This window comes from Parahoeflea alexandrii (genome assembly GCF_024105735.1).
Classification (GTDB): Bacteria; Pseudomonadota; Alphaproteobacteria; order Rhizobiales; family Rhizobiaceae; genus Hoeflea; species Hoeflea alexandrii.
Genome location: NZ_JAAAML010000004.1, coordinates 235581 through 258086 on the forward strand (window position 1 = coordinate 235581; position 22506 = coordinate 258086).

Annotated in this window: 21 protein-coding genes; 15 read left to right on the forward strand and 6 right to left on the reverse strand. The window is 60.4% G+C overall.

The features are described 5' to 3' along the window. Positions 1 to 5 precede the first annotated feature (5 nt). The 6 genes from GTW23_RS20425 to GTW23_RS20450 are packed head-to-tail and all read left to right on the forward strand — an operon-like array spanning position 6 to position 5382. Positions 6 to 749 (forward strand): ABC transporter permease, encoded by a 744-nt coding sequence (locus tag GTW23_RS20425; RefSeq protein WP_152009929.1) that lies wholly within the window; start codon positions 6 to 8, stop codon positions 747 to 749. Positions 750 to 787: 38 nt separating this feature from the next. Further along, entirely contained in the window at positions 788 to 1783 is a 996-nt protein-coding gene (locus GTW23_RS20430; protein WP_252917246.1) for an ABC transporter substrate-binding protein, read from the forward strand. A 55-nt stretch (positions 1784 to 1838) separates the two neighbouring features. Beyond that, complete coding sequence (locus GTW23_RS20435) at positions 1839 to 3287, forward strand: amidohydrolase family protein (RefSeq protein WP_252917248.1); 1449 nt, start codon at positions 1839 to 1841, stop codon at positions 3285 to 3287. After that, positions 3287 to 4387, forward strand: coding sequence for a cyanuric acid amidohydrolase (gene atzD, locus GTW23_RS20440; RefSeq protein WP_252917250.1), 1101 nt, complete (start codon positions 3287 to 3289; stop codon positions 4385 to 4387). The genes GTW23_RS20435 and atzD overlap by 1 nt, the downstream gene beginning before the upstream one ends. Beyond that, on the forward strand, positions 4384 to 4797 hold the full coding sequence (locus tag GTW23_RS20445) for a DUF3830 family protein (RefSeq protein ID WP_152009933.1): 414 nt from the start codon (positions 4384 to 4386) through the stop codon (positions 4795 to 4797). Before atzD ends, GTW23_RS20445 begins: the two co-directional genes overlap by 4 nt. A gap of 3 nt (positions 4798 to 4800) precedes the next feature. Then, on the forward strand, positions 4801 to 5382 hold the full coding sequence (locus GTW23_RS20450; RefSeq protein WP_152009934.1) for an LOG family protein: 582 nt from the start codon (positions 4801 to 4803) through the stop codon (positions 5380 to 5382). Between the two features lie 247 nt (positions 5383 to 5629). Here GTW23_RS20450 and GTW23_RS20455 read toward each other — a convergent pair whose 3' ends face one another. From GTW23_RS20455 to GTW23_RS20475, 5 genes are all read right to left on the reverse strand, one after another. Continuing rightward, entirely contained in the window at positions 5630 to 7159 is a 1530-nt protein-coding gene (locus GTW23_RS20455; RefSeq protein ID WP_252917252.1) for a sugar ABC transporter ATP-binding protein, read from the reverse strand. Continuing rightward, positions 7156 to 8157 carry an ABC transporter permease gene (locus GTW23_RS20460; protein WP_252917253.1) on the reverse strand — a complete coding sequence of 334 codons (1002 nt, stop codon included), beginning with the start codon at positions 8155 to 8157 and terminating at the stop codon, positions 7156 to 7158. The genes GTW23_RS20455 and GTW23_RS20460 overlap by 4 nt, the downstream gene beginning before the upstream one ends. Before the next feature lie 10 nt (positions 8158 to 8167). Then, positions 8168 to 9145, reverse strand: coding sequence for an ABC transporter permease (locus GTW23_RS20465; RefSeq protein WP_252917262.1), 978 nt, complete (start codon positions 9143 to 9145; stop codon positions 8168 to 8170). Between the two features lie 69 nt (positions 9146 to 9214). Further along, positions 9215 to 10012 (reverse strand): SDR family NAD(P)-dependent oxidoreductase, encoded by a 798-nt coding sequence (locus GTW23_RS20470; protein WP_252917263.1) that lies wholly within the window; start codon positions 10010 to 10012, stop codon positions 9215 to 9217. 85 nt (positions 10013 to 10097) lie between these two features. Continuing rightward, entirely contained in the window at positions 10098 to 11054 is a 957-nt protein-coding gene (locus tag GTW23_RS20475) for a sugar ABC transporter substrate-binding protein (protein WP_252917265.1), read from the reverse strand. A gap of 240 nt (positions 11055 to 11294) precedes the next feature. On the opposite strand from GTW23_RS20475, the gene GTW23_RS20480 reads away from it, so the two are divergent. The 9 genes from GTW23_RS20480 to GTW23_RS20520 all read left to right on the forward strand — a co-directional run bounded on the left by GTW23_RS20480 (position 11295) and on the right by GTW23_RS20520 (position 21905). Beyond that, on the forward strand, positions 11295 to 13136 hold the full coding sequence (locus GTW23_RS20480) for an ABC transporter substrate-binding protein (protein WP_252917267.1): 1842 nt from the start codon (positions 11295 to 11297) through the stop codon (positions 13134 to 13136). 16 nt (positions 13137 to 13152) lie between these two features. After that, the gene (locus GTW23_RS20485; RefSeq protein WP_252917268.1) at positions 13153 to 13959 is read left to right on the forward strand and encodes an SDR family NAD(P)-dependent oxidoreductase; all 807 of its coding nucleotides are present in this window, start codon (positions 13153 to 13155) and stop codon (positions 13957 to 13959) included. 64 nt (positions 13960 to 14023) lie between these two features. Beyond that, positions 14024 to 15322 carry a M24 family metallopeptidase gene (locus GTW23_RS20490; RefSeq protein ID WP_152009942.1) on the forward strand — a complete coding sequence of 433 codons (1299 nt, stop codon included), beginning with the start codon at positions 14024 to 14026 and terminating at the stop codon, positions 15320 to 15322. 69 nt (positions 15323 to 15391) lie between these two features. Next, positions 15392 to 16399 (forward strand): thiamine pyrophosphate-dependent dehydrogenase E1 component subunit alpha, encoded by a 1008-nt coding sequence (locus GTW23_RS20495; RefSeq protein WP_252917269.1) that lies wholly within the window; start codon positions 15392 to 15394, stop codon positions 16397 to 16399. Between the two features lie 11 nt (positions 16400 to 16410). Next, positions 16411 to 17421 (forward strand): alpha-ketoacid dehydrogenase subunit beta, encoded by a 1011-nt coding sequence (locus GTW23_RS20500; protein WP_252917270.1) that lies wholly within the window; start codon positions 16411 to 16413, stop codon positions 17419 to 17421. Then, positions 17411 to 18772, forward strand: a complete 1362-nt coding sequence (locus GTW23_RS20505; protein ID WP_252917271.1) for a biotin/lipoyl-containing protein — start codon at positions 17411 to 17413, stop codon at positions 18770 to 18772. Before GTW23_RS20500 ends, GTW23_RS20505 begins: the two co-directional genes overlap by 11 nt. Before the next feature lie 14 nt (positions 18773 to 18786). Next, positions 18787 to 20217 carry an NAD-dependent succinate-semialdehyde dehydrogenase gene (locus GTW23_RS20510; RefSeq protein WP_252917272.1) on the forward strand — a complete coding sequence of 477 codons (1431 nt, stop codon included), beginning with the start codon at positions 18787 to 18789 and terminating at the stop codon, positions 20215 to 20217. A 1-nt stretch (position 20218) separates the two neighbouring features. Next, positions 20219 to 21139: a 2-oxo acid dehydrogenase subunit E2 gene (locus GTW23_RS20515; RefSeq protein ID WP_252917273.1), complete on the forward strand. Its 921-nt coding sequence runs from the start codon at positions 20219 to 20221 to the stop codon at positions 21137 to 21139. 10 nt (positions 21140 to 21149) lie between these two features. Further along, positions 21150 to 21905 carry an SDR family oxidoreductase gene (locus tag GTW23_RS20520; RefSeq protein ID WP_290129054.1) on the forward strand — a complete coding sequence of 252 codons (756 nt, stop codon included), beginning with the start codon at positions 21150 to 21152 and terminating at the stop codon, positions 21903 to 21905. A 69-nt stretch (positions 21906 to 21974) separates the two neighbouring features. Here GTW23_RS20520 and GTW23_RS20525 read toward each other — a convergent pair whose 3' ends face one another. Next, positions 21975 to 22499: an NADPH-dependent FMN reductase gene (locus tag GTW23_RS20525; protein WP_252917275.1), complete on the reverse strand. Its 525-nt coding sequence runs from the start codon at positions 22497 to 22499 to the stop codon at positions 21975 to 21977. Between the last annotated feature and the right edge of the window lie 7 nt (positions 22500 to 22506).

The window sequence follows — 22506 nt, forward strand, 5'->3', positions numbered from 1 at the left end:
CGACGATGCGTAAATTTGCGCCGACCATCCTGATCATCGGAGTGTTCGTTTTCTGGGAACTCTTCTGCCTCTTGGCTGGGATTTCGGAACTTGTGCTTCCTCGTCCGACACGGATCCTCGCGGCCTTTTTCGAGTACGCGCCCGCAATCATGCCGCACGCCTGGCAGACCCTCTACACCACGCTTGTGGGCTTCTCGTTCGGAGTGATGATCGGGCTTTCCCTCGGCGTTCTGATCGGCTCTTCGAAACTGGCCTATGACACCGCCTATCCATTGCTGGTGGGGATCTCCTCGATCCCCAAGGTGGCGGTTGTCCCGATCCTGGTGTTGTGGTTTGGCGCAGGCACGGTGCCTGCAATCCTGACGGCGATGATCATCTGCATCTTCCCGATCGTCGTCAACGTCTCCACCGGCATTGCCACGGTTGAGCCGGAACTCGAAGACGTCATGCGCTCACTCAAGGCAAAGCGCTGGGAGATGCTCTGGAACGTCGGCCTGCCCCGGTCGATGCCCTACTTCTTTGCCTCCCTGAAAGTGGCGATCACCCTGTCCTTCGTAGGCTCGGTCATTGCCGAGACCGTCGCCTCCAACAAGGGCGTCGGCAACATGATGCTTATCGCCTCTTCCTCCTTCAACGTGCCGCTCGTCTTCGCAGGCCTGATGATCCTCGCGGTCATGGGGATCACGCTTTACGCGATCTTCTCGGTGGTCGAACGGCGGATGGTCGGATGGGCGCTTCGCAAACAGTAGACCGAGAAAACCACCGCCAACCAACCGGAGATCTGAAAATGAAAAGATTGCTGACTGCGGCTTTTGCCGTAATTTCGATGACGGCATCCGCCGGTGCCGCCGATATCCCGATCAAGTTCACGCTCGACTGGAAGATCCAGGGTGTGCACAGCTGGTTCTACCTGGCCAAGGAGAAGGGCTACTTTGCCGCCGAGGGTCTGGACGTCACCATCGACCAGGGCGAAGGCTCGGCCGCGACCGTCACGCGCATCATGTCGGGTGCCTATGACGCCGGCTTCGGCGACATGAATGCGATCATCCAGAATGCCGCGACCAATCCGGATGAAGCCCCGGTGATGGTTTACCAGATCTACAACCAGCCACCGTTTGCGGTTCTGACCAAGGCGGGCGGAAAAGTCGAAAGCCTTTCCGGTCTTGAAGGTCTCAAGGTCGGTGGCCCCGCCGGTTCCGCCTCGACCAAGCTGTTTCCCGCATTGGCGGAAGCAGCCGGTTTCGATGCGGCAAAGGTCGAGATCATCAATGTCGCGCCCAACCTGCAGGAACAGATGCTGATCCAGGACCAGGTGGATGCGAGCCTCGTCTTCAACGTGACCAGCTATCTCAACATTCTGGGCCAGAACATGGATCCGGACGAGGACTTCAAATGGTTCCCCTATGGCGAAGCCGGGCTGGATATCTATTCCAATGGCGTGATGGTCTCGCCAAAGCTCCTGAACGACCATCCAGACGCGGTAAAGGGCCTGGTTTCGGCTATCGCCAAGGCGATGGCTGACGTGATCGCCAATCCCGCAGAAGGCATCGACATCATCGTCAAGACCGAGCCGCTTTCCAATGGCGCACTTGAAATGAAGCGGATGGAGTTTGCCTTGAACAATCTGATCTATTCCGATGAAACCAAGGCCAACGGCATCGGCACAGTCGACCCGGAAAGACTGACGCGGTCGATTGCCGTCATCCAGAAACTTTATGATCTGCCCAATGCGCCCGAAGCGAGTGCCGTTTTCGACGATGCCTTTCTGCCGGCCACGCAATAACCGTTCTCAACCCAACTCCCCGGGGCACGGCTCCGGGGTGCCCCCGGGGTTCATCATGGATACCACCATCATCGCAGCCGAGGCTGCACTCGCCGGCGCGGATTATTCGCTCACCGGTCCCTGCGAAATCCTCGTCTCAGGCGGGCTGATCGAAGCGATCCGCCCAGTCGCCGCGACACCGCAAGCGCCGCGCCTGCTGGCCATTCCCGCGCTTGCGGATGCCCACAATCACGCTCGACCGCTCTCGACCACGTCATTCGGCTGCGGCAACAAACCTCTGGAAACATGGCTGCCCCAGCTTGCCGTCATGCCATCCGTCGATCCCTACACGGCCGCGGCCGCATCTTTTGCCCGCTCGCTGCGCGGTGGCGTGACCTCGATCATGGTGCACCTGACGCGCGCGATGGGTCTGACACCGCTGACCGAAGAAGCCCGTGAAATCGCCCGGGCCGCGCATGATGTCGGCGTTTCGATCGGCTTTGCCATTGCCATGCGCGACCGCAATCCGCTGATCTATGGTGATGATGCCGAGATCCTTAACCGGCTGGACCCGTCCGAGCGCGATCTCGTCAGGCAAACCTGGCTCCGGCCGCTACCCCCGGTCAGCGAGCAGATGGCGCTCGTCGATGCCGTTGCCGATGCGGTTTCAGACATGCCCGGCCATATCGATGTTCAATATGGCCCGACCGGCGTGCAATGGTGCTCCGCGGAACTGCTGCAGGCGATCGCCAGGGCCTCCAAACAGACCGGGCGGCGGATCCATATGCACCTTCTGGAAACGAAGCCGCAAAGGGTCTGGGCGGATGGCGCCTACCCCGACGGAATCGTATCCTTTCTCGATCAGATCGGCCTGCTGTCGCCGCGGCTGACGCTGGCCCATTGCGTCTGGGCGCGGCCGGAGGAACTGGCTTTGATCGCTGGTGCGGGTGCGCGGATCGCGGTCAATGCTTCGTCAAACCTGCACCTCTACTCGGGAATTGCCCCAGTGCCCGACATGCTGGAAGCAGGCGTTTCGGTGGCCATGGGCCTCGACGGCTGCGCGCTTGACGAGGACGACGATGCGCTCAGAGAGATGCGGCTGTTTCATTTGCTCAATCATGCTGCGGGATTCAGCGACGGCGGATTGACCCGTCAAACCGCGTTGCATGCGGCATGCGCTGCGGGCCGTCCGGGTCTGGGGCTTGGCCCCGGTGGTGTCCTTGCCGCCGAACTGCCGGCCGATATCCTGCTGCTTGATCTCGCGGCTCTTGACCGGGACGCGTTGATGCCGGTGAACCCTACGGATTACCTCTTCGCCCGTGCCGGTCAGGCCCATATCGTCGAGGCCTACTCGAGAGGCCGCAAGGTTCTGTCCAATGGCACCGTGCTCGGTGTCGACCTTCCCGCGCTCGAAACCAGTTTGCGCTCCGCCTATCGAGACGGTCTGCCGGATAAGGCGCCCCTTGTTGCCGCCTGGCCCAAGATAGAGGCGGCAATCGGCAGCTTCTACCGGGGCTGCTGCTGATGCCGGGTGAAGCTCAGGTCTTTCGTCTGCCCATGAGCGGGCCTGACGACGTGTCCGGGATCGCGTCGCTGATCACAGACGGCAGCCTCGACCCGACGCAGATCATTGCGATCCTTGGCAAGACCGAGGGCAATGGCTGTGTCAACGATTTCACCCGCGGCTATGCCACGCAATCCCTGCGCGCCATGCTGGCCAGGTACCTCGGCGAGGCGCAGATCGCGCGGATACCGCTGGTGATGTCCGGTGGCACCGAGGGCGGACTGTCACCGCACTGGATCGTTCTGAGCCGGACCGAAGGAACTGGTTCAGTACAGTCCGAAACAGAGGCCCCGGCACTGGCGATGGCCGGCGTGATCACCCGCCCGCTCGATCCGCGCGAAATCGGTCGCAGCGAGCAGGCGGAACTGGTGCGCACCGCTGTGCTGGAAGCGATGACAGCGGCTGATATTTCAGGGCCCGATGACGTGCATTTTGTTCAGATCAAGTGTCCGCTGCTGACATCCAGGCGGGCCAATTCCGCCGTCGGTGATGTGGCGACGGACAACATGCTCAAGTCGATGGGTCTGTCCCGCGGCGCCTCAGCACTTGGTGTGGCCTTGGCGCTTGGCGAGGTCGAGACGATCACCGATGCGCAGATCGGGACCGACATGTCGCTTTGGTCGAGCCGCGCTTCCTGCTCGGCCGGGATCGAGCTGATGGCCTGCGAGATCATCGTGCTTGGCCTGTCGCGGCAATGGTCCGGTCCCTTGCGGATCGGTCATGACGTGATGCGTGATGCGATCGATGCCCCGGCCATCGCCGGGCTTCTGGCACAGGCCGCACCGGGCACTGGCCTGCAGCAGGCTCAAGCCAGTCTGATCGCGGTTCTTGCCAAGGCGGAAGCCTCGGGCTCTGGCCAGATCCGCGGCAAGAGGCACACGATGCTCGAGGACAGCGACATCTCCTCCACCCGCCATGCGCGCGGCTTTGTCGGCGGTCTGCTGGCGGGGCTCATCGGCCATACCGAGCTTTTCGTCTCCGGCGGCGCGGAACACCAGGGCCCCGATGGCGGCGGACCGGTGGCCATCATTTACACATCACTGAAAGGAACAGATGCATGACCAAGCTTATTGTCCGGGCCGGAGATTTCGTCTTCGGCGGCCATCTCGAGGAAGAGGCCGCTCCCGCAACGACTGCCGCCTTCAAGGCGCTGCTACCCTACAAGGGCAAGATCGTGCATGTACGCTGGTCCGGCGAAGGGGTCTGGATTCCGCTGGGCGACACGAATTTCGGCGTCGGCTACGAAAACCACACCAGCCACCCCGCGCCCGGACACATCATCCTCTATCCCGGCGGCATCAGCGAAACCGAGATCCTTCTGGCCTATGGCGGAGTGGATTTTTCCTCGAAAATGGGACAATTGGCGGGCAACCATTTCATCACGCTGACCTCGGGACTGGAAAACCTGATGACGCTCGGCAATGCGGTTCTCTGGAAGGGCGCGCATGACATCTCGTTTGAAATCGCCTGATCAATGACTGGCCGCGCCATCAAGACGATCGCGGTTTACTGCGGCTCGAACACCGGACAGGGAGATGTCTACCTGCGGGCCGCAGATGCGCTCGGGCGCCATCTGGCAAAATCCGGTATCGGGATCGTATATGGCGGCACCCACAAGGGACTGATGGGGGCCCTGGCAGACGCGGCCATCGCGGAGGGCGGGATGGTTCACGGCGTAATCACCGAGCGGCTGCGCGACAAGGGCCACCTGCATGAACAACTGTCCCGGCATGAAATCCTGCCGACGATGAAGGAACGCAAGCACCGCATGATGGAGCTTGCCGACGCCTTCATCGCCCTGCCGGGAGGTATCGGAACCCTCGAGGAGTTCATGGAAGTCTGGACCCTGAACCAGCTCGGCGAGTTTGAAAAACCCGCCGGGCTGTTCAGTGTCGACGGCTACTACGAGCCATTCATGGGTTTCATCGACCACATGATTTCACAGGCCTTCCTGCCGGCCGCGCACCGGAACTCGATCGTGCTGGCTTCCGATCCCAGGAGTCTGCTCGACGGGCTGATCAATTTTCGCAGAATAGATGTGCCGAAGTGGATGTAGGCAGGCCATCCCGGAGTTTCCGATCACACTGTTTGTGTGTTGCTGCTGCCTGAGAACCTGGTTGAGACCAGGCCGCTCATGCAGGTCTTTTGCACAGGGCTCTCGGAGCCTGTCCTGTAAGGCTTGCCGGGACAAGCAACCTTTTACGGCGCTATGTCAGGGTTCCCGGCCTCGACGGACCCATCGACATTTCAGAGGCAGAAAGCCGTGCGGCATGGGGTCTGAACCAGCACACTTCTCAAGCATTTCAAGCGGCCTGGCCAGAATTGTCCCCCAAACCGGAGATGGCCTGGATCAGGCTGTCCTCGGTGACTTCCTCGGAGGTAAATTCACGCATGATCCGGCCGCTGTACATGGCGACGATTCGATCGGAAACCTGCAGCACTTCAGGCATTTCCGACGAGATCACAACAACAGCGTAGCCCTGTGAAGCAAGGTCCCGGATCAGTTTGTGGATCTCGGACTTGGAGCCGACATCAATGCCGCGCGTCGGCTCGTCCACGATTAGCACCTTCGGGTGCATGGACAGCCATTTCCCGATGACGATCTTCTGCTGGTTGCCCCCCGACAGATTGCCCGCCTGCTGCTTCCAGCTTGGGGTCTTGATCTCCAGCTTGTCATAATAGTGGTCGAAAATCGCAATCTCCGCGCCGTCCGAAACGAAAGGCCCGGCGGTCAGGTCACTGACTTGGGGCAGTGTCATGTTGTCCCGGCAATTCATGCCCAGCACGAGACCTTGTTCCTTGCGGTTTTCAGGCACCAGAGAAATGCCAAGATTGATCGCGTCCACAGGTGAGGAAATCTCCACCTCCTGGCCTTCCAGGACAATGCAGCCCCCGGTCGGCGTTCGGAGGCCAAACAGTGTTTCGGCGATTTCGGTGCGCCCGGCACCGACCAGACCGTAAAAGCCGACCACCTCCCCGGCGCGAACCTTGAAACTGATATCCTTGTAGAGCGAACCGCAGGAAAGACCCTTCACCTCGAGCGCCACTTCGCCAAGTTCATGGTCGCTTGCGTGCCGCGTCAGATCAAGCTTGCGCCCGATCATCAACTGGGTGATGTCTTCCTCGGTGGTCTCCGCGGTTTCCAGCGTGCCGCGGTACTGACCATCACGCAGAACGGAAATCCGATCTGTGATCTTGAAGATCTCTTCCATCCGGTGCGAGATGTAGATGATGCCGACGCCATGGGATTTGAGATCGTCGATCACCTCGAAGAGGACGGTTTTCTCGGCATCGGTAAGCGAGGCTGTCGGCTCATCGAAGATCACAGCCTTGGCTTCATGGGTCAGCGCCCGTGCAATTTCGACCATCTGCTGGTTGGCGATCGACAGGTCCCCGACCCGGGTCCGGGCGTCGAAGCCCACCTTGAGACGCTGCAGGATCGTGTTGGTCTTGTCGAAAAGAGCTTGCCAGTCCACCAGGCCGAAGCGCTTGCGCGGCAATTCGCCCAGGTAGATGTTTTCCGCAACCGTGAGCTCCTTGGCCAGACTGAGCTCCTGATGAATGAAGACAATGCCCTTGTGCTTGGCCTCGAGCGGCGAGCTCATCTTCACGGGCGTTTCACTGACAATGATGCGGCCGCTGTCTGGCTGATGAATGCCGCCAAGGACCTTCATCAGTGTTGACTTACCCGCACCGTTTTCTCCCATCAGGGCGTGCACCTCACCTGGCATCACATCGAAGGAGACGCCGTCGAGTGCGCGGACACCGGGAAAGGTCTTGACGATGGCTTCAAGGCGAAGCGCGGGAACCGATGCGGAAACTTGCTCGCTCATACCTTCAACTCCCCCTTGGCCTTGATGTTGAGCTGGCGATCGAGGAACAGCACCGCGATCAGGATCAGGCCGATGACCAGATTGACGGTTTCGGTGCCTGCGCCGATGTAACCCAGCCCCTTGCGCAACAACTGAATGGCAATGACGCCACCAAGAGTGGAAACGATTGACCCGGCCCCGCCGGTCAGCTTGGTCCCGCCCAGCACCACGGCGGTGATGGCCCAGAGTTCGAACAGCTCGCCATCATTGGGGTTGACCGAGCCGCTTTCGGAATAGAACACCACAGCAGAGAGTGCCGCCAGGAACCCGATCAGCATGAAATTGATCATCATGTGCGGTCCGACGCGAATGCCAGCATTGACCGCTGCCTCGCGATTGTCGCCAATGGCATAGGCATTGCGGCCATGAACCGTGCGGTTCATCAGGAACCACAAGCCGCCGACAACTGCGAGAAGGAACCAGGTTGCCGTGTGCAGGCCCAAAAACTGCGCCTCGGCGAAATCGACAAGCGTCCAGTTGAGATGGGACGTCGGTTCTTCACCATTGTACATGAACACCAGCCCACGGTAGCCGAGCATCGCCCCCAGGGTGACAATGAACGCATCGACTCCGGTCTTCCAGACTATGAGGCCATTGACCGCGCCAAGCGCCACACCGGTCATAAGCGCCAGGATCCACGAGACCGGGATCACCCAGTCACCAAAACCGGCGAAGACCGGCCAGGTCATGCTGTCGAGCATCACGATTGCCGCCAGCGCATAGGTTGCCCCGACGCTCAAGTCGATGTTGCCGTTGATCATGATGATCGTCATGCCCAGCGCGATAATCCCGATGGGGGCCGACTGCTTGAGCAACAGCAACATGTTGTCGAGATCCATAAAGGCGCTTTCCGACAGCGAGAGATAACTCCCGGCGACCGAAAAGAACACAAGCTCGAACAGGATGAAGCCCCAGATGGCACCCTTCTTGATCAGTCTCGTCCGGCTTTCATTGTTCATCAAACCGCCCTCACGCGATGGGGGACAACAAGCGGCCACGCTTGGCCGCGATGTCGAGCCAGACCGCCAGAATAATGATCACCCAGGTCACCACATATTGCGCGTAGAACTGCAGGCCAACGAGCAGCAGACCGTTCTGGATGAAGCCCAGGATCAACACGCCGACGATTGTCTTGAAGATCGTGCCGGACCCACCGAGCAGCGATGCGCCGCCGAGGATGACAGCTGCGAGAACCTCGAGCTCCAGCCCCTGCCCCACTGTGTTCTGGCTTCCCAGGCTCCGGCTGGCCTGGATAAGTCCGGCCGTGGCAACGCAAAAGGCGGAAAGCAGGTAACAGGTGAACACCACCCTCGCCCTGCGAATCCCGGAGAATGTCGCGGCCACTCCGTTGCCGCCGACGGCGTAGACCTTTCGCCCGAACGGTGTCTTTGCCAGCACCATGCCGAGCACCGCCGCCAACAGGCCGAAAATCAGGATCGGCACCGGGATGCCCAATGCACTGCTTTGCCCGAAGACCGCGAACCAGGTGCCGTCCTTGTCAGCTATGTCCATGTTCTTGCCGCCGGAATAGGTCAGCGTGAGCCCGTGAATGGCCGACAGCATGCCGAGCGTCACGATCAGCGAATTGAGCTTGAGATAGCCAACAAGAAACCCGATGAAAGCGCCCAGGCAAAGCGTCATCGCAAACATTGCGGGTATGGCAAGCGCCGGCCCGATCTTGTCATGAAGATCAAGCACCACAATCGTCGAAAACGACATCATTGATCCGACGGACAGATCGAGATTGCCGCTGATCACAACGAAGGTGACGCCGAGCGCCATCACACCAAGAATTGCAGAGGAGCGAACGACTCCCATGACATTTTCGGGCGCCAGAAAACGTTCATTGGCGATCGTAAAGCCGATCATGAAAATGACAAAGGCAATCAAGATGCCCTGCTTGGCGAGGAGCCCGCCAATATTCGACCTACTGAAACCACCAGCCATCGTTTCCTGCCTCCCATTCGAAAGTGCCCGCAGCGAGACAAACACGCTGCTGCCTTTGCGAAACCTTGCTCAGACCAGCACCATACCGCCGTCGATCATGACGACCTGGCCGGTCATGTAGTCGCTGTCAGCCGAAGCCAGGAACGTCGTTGTTCCGGTGATATCGCGCGGCGCGGCGACACGGCCCTTGAGAATCCCGGCGGCAAAATCCTCCATTGCCTGCCCCGGACGCTCGGCAGCGCCAATCTCCATCAGATCCTGGTCGACCTGCTCCCACATTTCGGTGGCGACCACACCCGGCGCAAAGCCGGTCACGGTAATGTTGTGCTTGGCCAGATCGCGCGCGCCCGACTGGGTCAGGGATACAACCGCGAATTTGCTGGCGCAATACGGCGCGACATTGTCAAACCCCTGGCGGGAAGCAATCGACGCGGTGTTTATGATCTTGCCGCCGGTGCCCTGGGCAATCATCTGGCGCGCGGTCTCCTGCATGCCGATCAGGCAGCCAAGACCGTTCACACCCATGATGAAGTTCCAGTTCTCTTCCGTCACGTCGAGAAAATTCATCGGCCGGTTGACGCCGGCATTGTTGAACTTGACATCGATCTTTCCGAAGACGGATACGGCATGCGCGATCAGCGCACGAACCTGCATACGATCAGTCACATCGACCGACGCGTGCGTTACCTTGCCGCCGGCGGCCTCGGCGGAGGCAAGGTTCGATGCCGCGACTTCAGCGACCTTGTCGCCATCTATATCGGCAAAACAGACATCGGCTCCCTCGCACAAGAGCGCCTCGCCAATGGCTCTGCCAATTCCGCGCGCAGCTCCGGTGACAATGCAGGAGCGTCCAGACAACCGGCCCATGCTCACCTCCCCGATCACATGGCAAACTCGACAGGAAAATCCGGACGCAGCACCCGCCGCGTCCGGAGAAAAAGCTTCACGAGCCTCAGAAAACCGGCTTGGTGAAATTGGACATGTTGTCCTGGGTGATTTTCGGCGTGTCGAAGTAGTTGAGGAACGGGACTTCCTTTCCATCAAGCACATCAATCGCGGTTTTCAGCGCCGCCTTGGCATCGTCGACAGGGGACTGGTAGATCGACCCCCAGTACTCACCCTTTTCCATCGCCTCGTATCCGACAGCGAAGTTGGTCGCACCGACGAAGATGATGCCCTCGCGACCGGCTGCCTTGGCGGCATTGAGGGCGCCGACACCCATGTTGTCGTCTCCGGCATAGACGCCGTCGATCTTGTCATACTTGACGAGGAAGGCTTCCATCACCTTCTGGGATTTTTCGCGGTTCCAGTCGCCCGGCTGGGTTTCAAGAACAGTCACATCCGGGCAGACTTCGGGAAGCCGGTCATCGAAGCCCTTCTGACGTTCGATTGCGGTGGTGTAGCCGGGCTGGCCCGAAATCTGCACCACCTGGGCTGTCGTTTCGATACCCATTTCCTTGAACTTGTCGCACATGATCTCCGCCGAACGGGAGCCCTGCGTGATGTTGTCCGGTCCGGAGAACGACTTGACGAAGTCAAAGCCGGCTTCCGCGATGTTGGAATTGGTGACGATGACCGGAATTCCCGCATTCTTGGCCTTGCGAACGGCGGGAATGACAGCCTCGCCATTTGTCGGCCAGATGATGATGGCCTGAACCTGCTGCTGGATCAGATCCTCGATCTGGGCGATCTGGCGTGCAACATCGCCACCAGCGTCAAGCACAACCGCTTCGACACTGTCGTTTGCCTCGACAGCCTCCTTGAAGGACTGGTCGTAGGTCGTCTGGTAGCTGTCGACGCCAACGTTGTTCTGGGTAATGCCAATCCTGTATTCGGCAGCACTTGCCGAGCTTGCGAAGGCAAGACCCGCCATCGCGGTCGACAGGGTTATCATGGTACGAATTTTCATTTGGTTTCCTCCCGAAATTTCCTGCTCACACTATCGTTGGTTTCGCTTTTCCTCTGCTCAGTGAGCACTGCAACAGGAAGCGGCCTCTATCCGCGATCATGCAAAACACAGCCGTAAGGTGCCGACAAGCGCCCCGCGATTGAGTCTGAAATATGTCCAATATGGATATTTTGATATCCAAAATGGTTTTCTTGCGCGTATCCTCAAATCACCAATTTGAACATCTTTCGGGAGGCAGCCATGACAAAGGGTAAGCAGCAGTTCGAAGCGAGGCGCGTTCCGGCCGAATCGAACAGCGCGATCGGCAGGGCGGGAGCCGGAACCATGCTTTCAATCAACAGGGGAGGAGATGAAGCGCGAAGACCGCCTGATCCGCAATTCGAGAAGACCGAATTGCTTGACGTGGTGGCTTTCCTCGAGGATTTCGAACACGAGCTGTCCGATGCCCTGAGCGTTTTCGCGCCCGATCCTTATGTTCGCATGACGCTCCATCTCATCCGCAGCCATCTCGAAGCCAAGACGGTCACGCCGACATCGCTGATCGGCGCCTCCGGTGTTCCCTATGCAACGGCAACCCGGCGCATTGGCGAAATGATCGAAAACGGTCTGATCGATCAGCGGCCGCGCACCCGCAGCGGCAAGACATTCTCCATGCACCCGAGCGAGAAGCTGCTTGAATCCTGGATGCAATTGTCCGGGCGCTTGCAGCGTCTTGCCGAAACCCGCCTGATGCGATCAGCCGATGGTTCTGCTGGCCAGGAATACTACTTTGGCGGCTCCTACATGGCAGCCCAGTCGATCCCGCCCCTTCAGGTGCTGGCAGAACCGTTGCGGCTTGCAGGCGGCGTTCGCGTGCTGGTGCACGGAGACCCCACTTTCATGGTGATGGACAATCTCAAACGGCGGTTCGAGCAGGTCGTGGGCACTGAGATTCACCAACGCGCCTTCTCCATCGACCGGCTGCACCAGGAAGCGCTGAAGAACGCCGAACGCAAGACAAGCCGCTACGACATCATTGCCGTTGACTTGCCCTGGATCGGCGAGTTTGCCGAAAAGAACGTGCTCATGCCGCTGGACGAGGCAATGGACATTGCACGCCTGGATCCGGCCGATTTCCACACGGCCGGCTGGAAGGCAGCGCATTGGGGCGGACGCCCCTATGGCGTACCTGCGCAGACCACGCCGGAACTGCTGTTCTATCGCAAGGACATCTTCGCCGAAGCCGGCATGGAGGTGCCCGCAACCACGGCGGACGTCATCAAGGCGGCAAAGTCGCTGCATGATCCCGTCAGAGGGTTTTACGGAATAGCCTGGAACGCGGCGCGCGGCACCGCACTTGGCCACACATTCCTGATGACCATGGCAGACTTTGGCCAACCGGTGATCGACATTCCGCCGGAGGCCGGAGGCTTCAACACCGACGGGCTCAAGCAAGACGTCTACCGTCCGATGATCGATTCGGAAGCAGGGATGGCGGCTGCGGAATACCTCATGGAGCTGCTGAAGTATTCGCCCCCCTACATCCTTTCAATGTCCTGGTACGAGCGGATCCGTCCCTATGCGGCGGGCGAAGTCGCCATGGCCTATGGCTACACCTTGCTTGCCCCCTATTTCGAGCTCGACCCGGCATCGCCGGCACACGGCCAGACCGGTTTCCTGCCGCATCCGGCCGGACCGGAGGCCACACCGGTCGCGCCCGTGGGCGGGTATGTGATGGGCATTCCGCGCAACATTGCCCCTGAGAGAATAGAAGCCGCCGCAGAAGCGCTAATCGTTTTCACCTCTGCGGGCGCCCAGAAGCTCTACGTCGAAAACGGCAGCCGGACCAATCCGCGTTACTCGGTTGGCGCAGACCCGGAAGTGCGCCGCGCATCGCCAATCTTCGAGGCCGTCGACCAGATGTCCTGGCGCGATGAGCTTCAGTTCTGGCCACGCCCGCCAATCCCCGAGATTGGCAAGATCTTCCAGATCTGCGGCGAGGAACTGCACGACATGCTTCGCGGGATCATCCCGCCGAAAACCGCATTGCAAAACGCCCAGAAGCGGGCGGAACAGGCCCTGCGGGAGCAACACAAGACTTGAAAAATGGAGGAGTGAAATGGATCCCAATCGGCTCAAAGGAAAGAATATTCTCATCACCGGCGCGGCGCGCGGCATGGGCGCGGCGAATGCAGAGAACTTCGCCCAGCAGGGCGCAAATGTCTGCCTGGGTGATCTGGATCTCGACGAAGCCCAGAAAGTCGCCGACCGCATCAATGCTGCCGGAAACGGCAAGGCGATTGCCGTGAGGATGGATGTCACCAAGCGCGAGGACAACGCGGCGGCCGTGGCCGCAACGGTGGAGGCCTTCGGCTCGATCAATGTAGGCGTCTTCAATGCCGGTCTGAACAAGCCCCGCTTCTTCATGGATATCGATGAAGACAACTGGGACATGATCATGAATGTCAACACGAAGGCGATGTGGCTCGGGATGCAGGAAACAGCCCGCCAGATGATCGAACAGGGGCCCATGGACGAGCCCTACAAGATCATCAATGTCGGCTCCATTGCGTCGAGAAAGCCGCTGGTTGACGTCACCGTCTACTGCACCTCGAAATATGGCTGCCTGGCGCTCACCCATTGCGGTGCCGTGGCGCTCGCGGAGCATAACATCACCGTCAACGGCTATGCGCCGGGCGTTGTGGTGACGCCGCTTTGGGAGCAGCTCGACAAGGATCTTGTCGAAATCGGCTTCAAGGAGAAGGCCGGCCAGGCCTACGAGGATATTGCTCGCGACCAGCTGCAGATCAAGCGGGTCTCCTATCCCGACGACATTGTCGGAACAGCCTCGTTCCTCGCCAGCCGGGACAGCGACTACATGACCGGCCAGATGATCCACATCGATGGCGGCTGGTGCATCCAGTAACGGCGTAAACCCAGGTTTCAACGAATGAAACGGGCGCGTGAAGGCGGGTCCGGAGGAGAAAGTCATGTCGCGTGCACTGACACCGAACATCCTGACAGCCCAGGATCTCGAACCCCAGTGGAAATGGGAAAACCGGCTGCCCGCGTGGGGCCACACATCCGTCGATTTCGAACGCAGGATCGATCATGACCGGCTGCGGCGCTATCGCCTGAGCCGGACCCGGCAGGCATTGCAGAACTCCCCTGCCGGGACGCTGCTGCTGTTTGACGTCAACAACATCCGCTACGTTTCAGCGACCAAGATCGGCGAGTGGGAACGTGACAAGATGTGCCGTTTCTGCCTGCTGACAGGCGACGACTCGCCTTACGTCTGGGACTTCGGATCGGCGGCCATGCACCACAAGAAGTTCTCGGACTGGCTCGAGCCGGACCATTGCCGGGCCGGCGTTGTCGGCATGCGCGGCACGATCCCGCCGGATTTCGGCCTGATGCGCAAATATGCGAAGGAAATTGCCGGGCTGATCAAGGACGCCGGAATGGCCGACATGCCTGTCGGTGTCGACTACGCGGAAACAGCCATGTTCCACGCTTTGCAGGAGGAAGGTCTCAACGTCATCGACGGCCAGCAGATCATGCTGGCAGCGCGCGAGATCAAGAACTGGGACGAAATCCAGCTGCTTACCCAGGCGGCCTCGATGGTCGATGGCGTCTACCACATGATCTACGAGCAGCTCAAACCCGGCATTAGGGAAAACGACATCGTCGCGCTGTCAAACAAGATGCTCTACGAGATGGGATCAGATGACGTGGAGGCGATCAACGCCATCTCCGGCGAGCGCTGCAACCCGCATCCGCACAATTTCACCGACCGTTACTTCCGGCCAGGTGACCAGGCGTTCTTCGATATTCTGCAGTCCTACCAGGGATACCGGACCTGCTACTACCGGACCTTCAATATCGGCCGGGCAACGCCGTCGCAGAATGATGCCTACGTCAAGGCGCGTGAGTGGATCGATGCATCGATTTCCATGATCAAGCCCGGCGTCAGCACCGACAAGGTGGCCGAAGTCTGGCCGAAGGCCGAGGAATTCGGCTTCCCCAGCGAGGAGGCCGCCTTTGGCCTGCAGTTCGGCCACGGGCTGGGCCTGGCGCTTCACGAACGCCCGATCATCAGCCGTGCTGTCTCGCTCGATCATCCGATGGAGATCCAGACCGGTATGGTGTTCGCGCTCGAAACCTACTGTCCGGCAAGCGACGGCTACTCGGCTGCGCGGATCGAGGAAGAAGTGGTGGTGACCGACACGGGCTGCGAGGTCATCTCGCTGTTCCCTGCCGAGGAACTGCCTATTGCCAACCGCTATTGAGCTCCTCCCTGGAAGGCCCGGTTCGCACACGGTGCGGCCGGGCCCGAGCAGGAGATTGGGAACTGACACATGAGCACCAGCAAGACCAAAAACGCCGCCCAGGCTTCGGCCAAGGACAATGCCGAGGACTTTCTGCGCATGTACCGCCAGATGGTTCGAATCCGGACATTCGAGGACAATGCCAACCAGCTTTACCTGTCGGCGAAGATGCCGGGGCTGACCCACATGTATTCGGGCGAAGAAGCCGTTGCCGTGGGAATCTGCGAAGCCCTCAAGGTGACTGACAAGATCACCTCGACGCACCGCGGCCATGGGCACTGCGTGGCCAAGGGCGCCGATTTCAAGGAGATGTTCTGCGAATTGCTGGGCAAGGAAGAAGGCTATTGCCGGGGCAAGGGTGGGTCGATGCACATTGCCGACCAGTCCAACGGCAATCTGGGGGCCAATGCCATCGTCGGCGGCTCGATGGGGATTGCGACCGGGGCTGCCTTTACCGCCAAACTGCTGGGCAAGGATGACGTTACCGTCTGCTTCTTTGGCGACGGCGCCACCGCCCAGGGCCTGATGTACGAGGTGATGAACATGGCCGCTCTGTGGAACCTCCCGATCATCTACGCCTGCGAGAACAACGGTTATTCCGAATACACCAAGACTGCCGAGATCGCAGCCGGTTCCATCACCGGCCGGGCCGAGGCGTTCGGCATCGAGGCGCACACCGTCGATGGCCAGGATGTTCTTGCGGTCAATTCGCTGACGGAGCAGCTGGTTGAGCGCTGCCGCAAGGGCGAAGGCCCGTTCTTCATCGAGTTGATGACCTACCGCTATCACGGTCACCATGTCGGCGACATCAACCGCGAATACTACCGCTCCAAGGATGAGGAAAAGGACTGGCGGGAAAACAAGGACCCGATCACCCGGTTCGCCCGCCATTTGACCAGTGAAGGCATCGCCACCGAGGAAGAGCTCGAAGCCATGCAGGCCGAGATCAAGGCCGATGCCACTGCCGCCGTCGAATACGCGCTCAAGGCAAAATACCCTGATGCGTCGGAAGTCGACATGCACGTCTATGCGGCCTGAGGAGAAAATCCATGCGTGAAATCACCCTTTCCCAGGCCGTCAACGAGGCGCTTGCCGAGGAAATGCGCCGCGACGAGACCGTGTTCATCATCGGCGAGGACGTGGCCGAGGCCGGCACCCCCTTCAAGGTCCTGTCGGGCCTTGTGGAGGAGTTCGGAACGGCTCGGGTTGTCGATACGCCGATCGCCGAACCTGGCTTCATGGGCATTGCCGTCGGGGCTGCCATGACCGGTTCCCGTCCGGTGGTCGATCTGATGTTCGGCGACTTCATTTTCCTGATCATGGACCAGCTCTGCAACCAGGCGGCCAAGACCCATTACATGTCCGGTGGCAAGCTGAGCGTTCCGCTGGTGCTGCGGACAAATCTCGGCGCCACCCGCCGGTCGGCCGCGCAGCATTCGCAGTCACTGCATGCTCTGGTGGCTCATATTCCGGGTCTGAAGGTTGCCCTGCCGTCATCGGCCTACGAGGCCAAAGGGCTCATGAAGACGGCAATCCGCGACAACAATCCTGTCGTCATCTTTGAAGACAAGCTTATGTACCAGGAGAAGGCCGGCGTACCGGATGAGGAGTACCTGATCCCGTTCGGCGTCGCCAATGTGAAGCGCGAAGGCACCGACATCACCCTGATCGCCACCTCGTCGATGGTGCAGGTTGCAGAGAAGGCGGCCGAAATTCTTGCCGCGGAAGGCATCAGCGCCGAGGTCATCGATCCCCGAACAATCGTTCCCCTCGACGAAGCCACGCTGATAAAGTCGGTGAAGAAGACCTCGCGTGCCATCGTCATCGATGAGGGGCACCAGAGCTACGGGGTCACCTCGGAGATCGCCTCGCGGCTCAACGAGAAGGCCTTCTACCATCTCGACGCGCCAGTACTGCGCATGGGCGCCATGGATGTGCCCGTTCCGTTCAGCCCGGCACTGGAAGATCTCACTGTGCCGACCCCGGAAGGCGTGGCAGCCAATGCCCGCAAGCTTGTGGCCGGAGAGATGCTCGACGGGGAGATGATCCATGCCGCATGATGTCATCATGCCGGCACTGGGGATGGCGCAGGACACCGGCCTGATTGTCTCCTGGCTGAAAAAACCCGGCGACGCGGTGAAAACCGGCGAAGGGCTGATGGAGGTCGAAACCGACAAGGCGGTGATGGAAGTGGAAGCCGTGGCTGACGGATATCTTGCCGCGGTCAGCGCGGAAGCCGGCGATCACGTGCCAGTCGGCCAGGTTGTCGCCGTGATTGCGGACACATTGGAGGCGGCAGAGAACACAAGCCCCTCCCCCTCGCGTTCCAGCCCACAAGATGACGAGCCAACCTCGCGGGCAGCGTCCGGGACCGAGGCCGTGCCGTCAGGAGAAGAAATCATCATGCCGGCGCTTGGCATGGCACAGGACAGTGGTCTGATCGTTGCCTGGCGCAAGAAACCGGGCGACCCTGTTGCTGCAAGCGACATTCTGCTTGAAGTGGAAACCGACAAATCGGTGATGGAAGTCGAAGCCGGACATGACGGCTTCGTCGCCGCAATCCTGGCCGATGCCCAGCAGGCGGTACCGGTCGGATCGGTGATCGCAATCATCAGCGCTGAGAAACCAGAAAACGCGGTCGCGCGCAGCCACAAGAACATCCCTGTTGACGACGAGACGCCTGGCAAGGCGGTAGTCAAGGAACCACAGGCCGCACCGAAGAAGACCGAAGCCCGAAACACGCCTGCTTCAAGCGGGCGCGTGCTGGCGTCCCCAAAAGCACGCCGCCTGGCAATGGAGAAAGGGCTCAACCTGAGCCTGCTGGTCGAGAACGGCGTGCCGCAGCCCTATCATGTCTCTGATCTCAAACTTCTGGAGACCCTAGCACCGTCTGACAAAACGGCGGGGGCCATCCCCTCACCCGCGTCTGCGGGATCGTTGCCAATGCACATTGGAGCGCGAATTGCAGCGAGCGGCAGCGACGAGTTCATCGCCTGGCTCGCTGAAGACGGCGATGTTCGCCTCGAACCGCGCCTGATCTGGTTGCGTTTTGCCGCGGCAGCGTTCCGTGAAGCGGCCGGTCTTGGAGACATGCCGCTCATCGTGGAATCCCGGACGGTTCGCAAGATGGATGGACGTTTCGCCGATGCCGACCGCGTAGGGGTTTCCAAACCGCTGAGCGACGCAGGCGATCAGGTTCCGTCCATCGTGCTGCGCGATCTTTCCGGATCGCCGATTACCGCGGCCACCGGTTCGGCAATCGATGCACCGGTGCTGACTGTTTGCCGCGAACGTGAAGACTACGCCGTTTCGCTCGACTACCTGGCCGGCCAACTTGACGAGGACCAGGCGATTGAATTCGTCACCGGCTTTGTGGACCGCCTCGGCGACCCTCTCAGACACCTGCTTTGACTGGAGCAAACCGGATGCAACACACCAATCTCTACATCGATGGCCAATGGCGCGACGCTGCAAGCGGCGATCGCTTTGATGTCATCAATCCCGCAACCGAAGAAACAATCGCGTCGGTTGCCTCCGCCGATCTCGCTGACGCAGATGCGGCACTCGACGCAGCGCAAGCCGCCTTCGGAGTATGGGCCGCCAAGAAGCCTCGCGAACGCTCGGAGATCCTGCGCAAGGCGTGGGAACTGATGACCGCGCGGCTGGACGAATTTGCGCAGCTGATAACGCTTGAAAACGGAAAGGCCCGGGCCGATGCGGTGGGTGAGGCAGCCTATGCGGCCGAGTTCTTCCGCTGGTTCGCCGAGGAAGCCGTTCGCGCCGACGGCATGATCACCCATGCGCCATCGTCGGGCGCGCGTATTGTTGTTCAGCACAAGCCTGCCGGAATTGCCGTGCTGGTCACGCCGTGGAACTATCCGGCGGCAATGGGCACCCGCAAGATCGCGCCGGCTCTGGCAGCCGGATGCCCGGTTATCATCAAGCCCGCTTCTGAAACGCCGCTGACGATGCTGGCGCTGATGCCATTGCTGGAAGAGGCCGGCGTGCCGAAGGGGCTGGTCAACGTGCTGCCCTCGAAGAAATCCGGTAGGCTTGTCGACCACATGCTGCACGATCCGCGGGTGCGGGTCATTTCGTTTACCGGCTCCACCGAAGTTGGCCGCAAGCTGCTCCATTCTGCAGCCGACCAGGTGCTCAAGCCCGCGATGGAACTGGGCGGCAACGCGCCGCTGATCGTGTTCGAGGATGCCGACATCGACAAGGCTGTGACTGGCGCGATGCTCGCCAAGATGCGCAATCTCGGCGAGGCCTGCACTGCCGCCAACCGTTTCTATGTGCATGAAGCGGTCAGCCAGGAGTTCACAAGCAAGTTCTGCGCCGCCATGGCTGCCCTGACGATGGGCAACGGGATGGAAGACGGGATCGACGTCGGCCCGCTGGTCAATGCCGATACCCGCGACAAGGTGGCGGCTTTCGTCGCGGATGCCGTGGCCAAGGGCGCCAGGCTGGAACTCGGTGGCATATTGCCCAACGGCAAGGGATATTACTATCCGCCGACGGTGCTCTCCAACGTGCCGGAAACGGCCGACTGCGTGAACGACGAAATCTTCGGACCGGTTGCCGCCATCCAGTCCTTCACGGATGAAGACGACGTTATCCGCCGCGCCAACAATACGGAGTACGGGCTGGTGGCCTATGTGTTTTCGGAAAACATGAAACGCGCCATGCAGGTTTGCGAACGCCTGGAATATGGCATGGTCGGCCTCAATCGCGGCCTGGTTTCCGATCCCGCTGCCCCGTTCGGCGGCGTCAAGCAATCGGGTCTCGGCCGCGAGGGCGGGCATGAGGGCATGCTGGAATTCATGGAAACCCAGTATATTTCGGCGGAATGGTAAGATGGGTCGGGCCGATATCATAGCCAGCCCCTCGGTCGTTGCCCTGGCCGGGCGACTGGGCGTCGACCTTGCGGAAGTGGCCCGGACCGCTGACCGCACCAATATCGCACGGGAGGATGTCGAGCGTCATGTGAGTGGCGATTCCAAGCAGAGCTCAACCCACGCCGCTGCCTTAGCGGCAGCCTCCAGGGACACGAGCTACTGGGATGTGGATCACTCGGCCTACGGACCAGTGGCACAAGAGCCGTTGTCACGTTTCGCACGGATCGCTGCTGACAATCTGTCTGCTGCGAGCCGCGTCATTCCGCAAGTTACCCATCATGATCGTGCCGACATGCGCGCCGTGGAAGCCTTTCGCGCCAAGCTGAAGCCGGAGGCCGCGGACCGTGGCGTGCGCCTCACCGCACTGGCCTTTCATGTGAAGGCACTGGCCGCATGCCTTTCGGAATTCCCTCGCTTCAATGCATCACTGACAGCCGACGGCGAAACCCTTGTGCTCAAGCAGTTCTGCCATATCGGCATTGCAGTCGACACGCCGCACGGCCTGATGGTGCCGGTGATCCGGGATGTCGACCGCAAGGGGCTGTGGCAAATCGCCAGCGAGATCTCCGATCTCGCCGGGGGGGCGGCCCAGCGCAAGATCAAGCCTGACGAGATGGGCGGGGCCTCGATGTCGATCTCCAACCTCGGCGGCATCGGAGGCACCGCGTTCACCCCGATCGTCAATCCGCCGGAAGTCGCGATCCTGGGCATCACCCGGACAGAAACCGTTCCAGTGTGGGAAAACGAGAGCTGGACTCCGGTGCCGATGACACCCTTGGATCTGTCTTACGATCACCGTGTGATCAACGGTGCCGATGCCGCCCGCTTCATGGCGCATTATGCGCGGCTGATGGCCGACCCTCGCAGAATGATGGTGTGATCCGATGGGCATGACAATAGATCTTTCCGGCCAGACCGCCCTCGTGACCGGATGCAAACGCGGCATTGGCCTGGCGATCTGCAAGACGTTGGCCGAAGCGGGCGCAGACATCATCGGCACCAGCGCATCCCTGGAAGCACAGGGCAGCAATGCGGAGAAGGCGGTTCATGCCGCTGGTCGAAGCTTTACGGCTTGCCAGTGCGATTTCTCCGACCGGGACGCCACAATCGCCTTTGCCGAAACAATGGAAAACCGTGGCGACATCTCCATTCTGGTCAACAATGCCGGCACCATCAGGCGCGCGCCGGCGGCGGAGCACTCCCTTGAAGACTGGGATCATGTGCAGGCTGTCAATACCGATGCTCCCTTCATCCTGACACAGGCGCTGGGTCGCTCCATGCTCAAACAGGGGACCGGGAAAATCGTGTTTGTTGCCTCGGTTCTGAGTTTTCAGGGTGGCATCAACGTCCCTGGCTATGCCGCCAGCAAGGGTGCCATCGCTCAACTGGTTCGCGCTTTTTCCAACGAATGGGCGGCCAGGGGCATCAACGTGAACGGCATAGCGCCGGGCTACATCGCCACCGACAACACTGCAGCTCTTCAGGCTGATCCGGATCGCACGCGTTCTCTCATGGAACGCATTCCCGTTGGCCGTTGGGGAACGGCTGAAGAAATCGCCGAACCGGTTGCCTTCTTGTGCAGCGACCTGGCGAGATTTGTGCACGGCACGATCCTGCCGGCCGATGGCGGCTGGATGTCGAGATAGGCTGCCCCTGTTTTCATCGCGGGTGCCGGGATCATTTGCAGCCGAATGGACTCGCCGATGGCCTTGATCTCAGAAGCTTGAGACAAAGGCGCGCATATTCAGTTCGGCAAAATCAAGGATGGCTTCGTCGGTGAGATGCCCGTCGGTAATCTTGGCATTGGCCTGCGGGATGACGATCTCCTGGCAGGCAAACGGTCTGGCCAGCATGCCGTTGAGAATGTACTTCAGATGCGCCTGAGCCCGCACGCCGCCGAGCGCTCCGCCGGAAACGCTGATGATGAAGAAGGGCTTGTCCTTGAAAACGGAATTGTAGGCAGGCCGCGATGCCCAGTCGATGGCGTTCTTGAGCACACCGGGAACGCTGTAATTGTACTCGGGCGTGACAAAAACGACGCCGTCGGCCGCCGCCACCTCCGCAACGAAGCCTTCAACCGCGGGATCCTGGCCGAGATCCGCATTGTAATGAGGAAGCCGGCCGGGATCCGCGACACGGCATGTGACATCCTGATCAAGACGCTTGACCAGCGCCCGCACCGTGGCGCGAGAGGAAGATGCCTCCCGCAGGCTGCCGGGGATGAAAAGAAGCTGTGTCATGAAATCA

Excerpts from the sequence above, each read along its gene's own strand:
- GTW23_RS20435 (WP_252917248.1), top strand. The coding sequence starts at position 1,839 with ATGGATACCACCATCATCGCAGCCGAGGCTGCACTCGCCGGCGCGGAT.
- GTW23_RS20460 (WP_252917253.1), bottom strand. The coding sequence starts at position 8,157 with ATGAACAATGAAAGCCGGACGAGACTGATCAAGAAGGGTGCCATCTGG.
- GTW23_RS20425 (WP_152009929.1), top strand. The coding sequence starts at position 6 with ATGCGTAAATTTGCGCCGACCATCCTGATCATCGGAGTGTTCGTTTTC.
- GTW23_RS20450 (WP_152009934.1), top strand. The coding sequence starts at position 4,801 with ATGACTGGCCGCGCCATCAAGACGATCGCGGTTTACTGCGGCTCGAAC.
- GTW23_RS20445 (WP_152009933.1), top strand. The coding sequence starts at position 4,384 with ATGACCAAGCTTATTGTCCGGGCCGGAGATTTCGTCTTCGGCGGCCAT.
- GTW23_RS20500 (WP_252917270.1), top strand. The coding sequence starts at position 16,411 with ATGCGTGAAATCACCCTTTCCCAGGCCGTCAACGAGGCGCTTGCCGAG.
- GTW23_RS20495 (WP_252917269.1), top strand. The coding sequence starts at position 15,392 with ATGAGCACCAGCAAGACCAAAAACGCCGCCCAGGCTTCGGCCAAGGAC.
- GTW23_RS20490 (WP_152009942.1), top strand. The coding sequence starts at position 14,024 with ATGTCGCGTGCACTGACACCGAACATCCTGACAGCCCAGGATCTCGAA.
- GTW23_RS20475 (WP_252917265.1), bottom strand. The coding sequence starts at position 11,054 with ATGAAAATTCGTACCATGATAACCCTGTCGACCGCGATGGCGGGTCTT.
- GTW23_RS20515 (WP_252917273.1), top strand. The coding sequence starts at position 20,219 with ATGGGTCGGGCCGATATCATAGCCAGCCCCTCGGTCGTTGCCCTGGCC.
- GTW23_RS20455 (WP_252917252.1), bottom strand. The coding sequence starts at position 7,159 with ATGAGCGAGCAAGTTTCCGCATCGGTTCCCGCGCTTCGCCTTGAAGCC.
- GTW23_RS20480 (WP_252917267.1), top strand. The coding sequence starts at position 11,295 with ATGACAAAGGGTAAGCAGCAGTTCGAAGCGAGGCGCGTTCCGGCCGAA.
- GTW23_RS20430 (WP_252917246.1), top strand. The coding sequence starts at position 788 with ATGAAAAGATTGCTGACTGCGGCTTTTGCCGTAATTTCGATGACGGCA.
- GTW23_RS20510 (WP_252917272.1), top strand. The coding sequence starts at position 18,787 with ATGCAACACACCAATCTCTACATCGATGGCCAATGGCGCGACGCTGCA.
- GTW23_RS20505 (WP_252917271.1), top strand. The coding sequence starts at position 17,411 with ATGCCGCATGATGTCATCATGCCGGCACTGGGGATGGCGCAGGACACC.
- GTW23_RS20470 (WP_252917263.1), bottom strand. The coding sequence starts at position 10,012 with ATGGGCCGGTTGTCTGGACGCTCCTGCATTGTCACCGGAGCTGCGCGC.
- GTW23_RS20465 (WP_252917262.1), bottom strand. The coding sequence starts at position 9,145 with ATGGCTGGTGGTTTCAGTAGGTCGAATATTGGCGGGCTCCTCGCCAAG.
- GTW23_RS20525 (WP_252917275.1), bottom strand. The coding sequence starts at position 22,499 with ATGACACAGCTTCTTTTCATCCCCGGCAGCCTGCGGGAGGCATCTTCC.
- atzD (WP_252917250.1), top strand. The coding sequence starts at position 3,287 with ATGCCGGGTGAAGCTCAGGTCTTTCGTCTGCCCATGAGCGGGCCTGAC.
- GTW23_RS20520 (WP_290129054.1), top strand. The coding sequence starts at position 21,150 with ATGACAATAGATCTTTCCGGCCAGACCGCCCTCGTGACCGGATGCAAA.
- GTW23_RS20485 (WP_252917268.1), top strand. The coding sequence starts at position 13,153 with ATGGATCCCAATCGGCTCAAAGGAAAGAATATTCTCATCACCGGCGCG.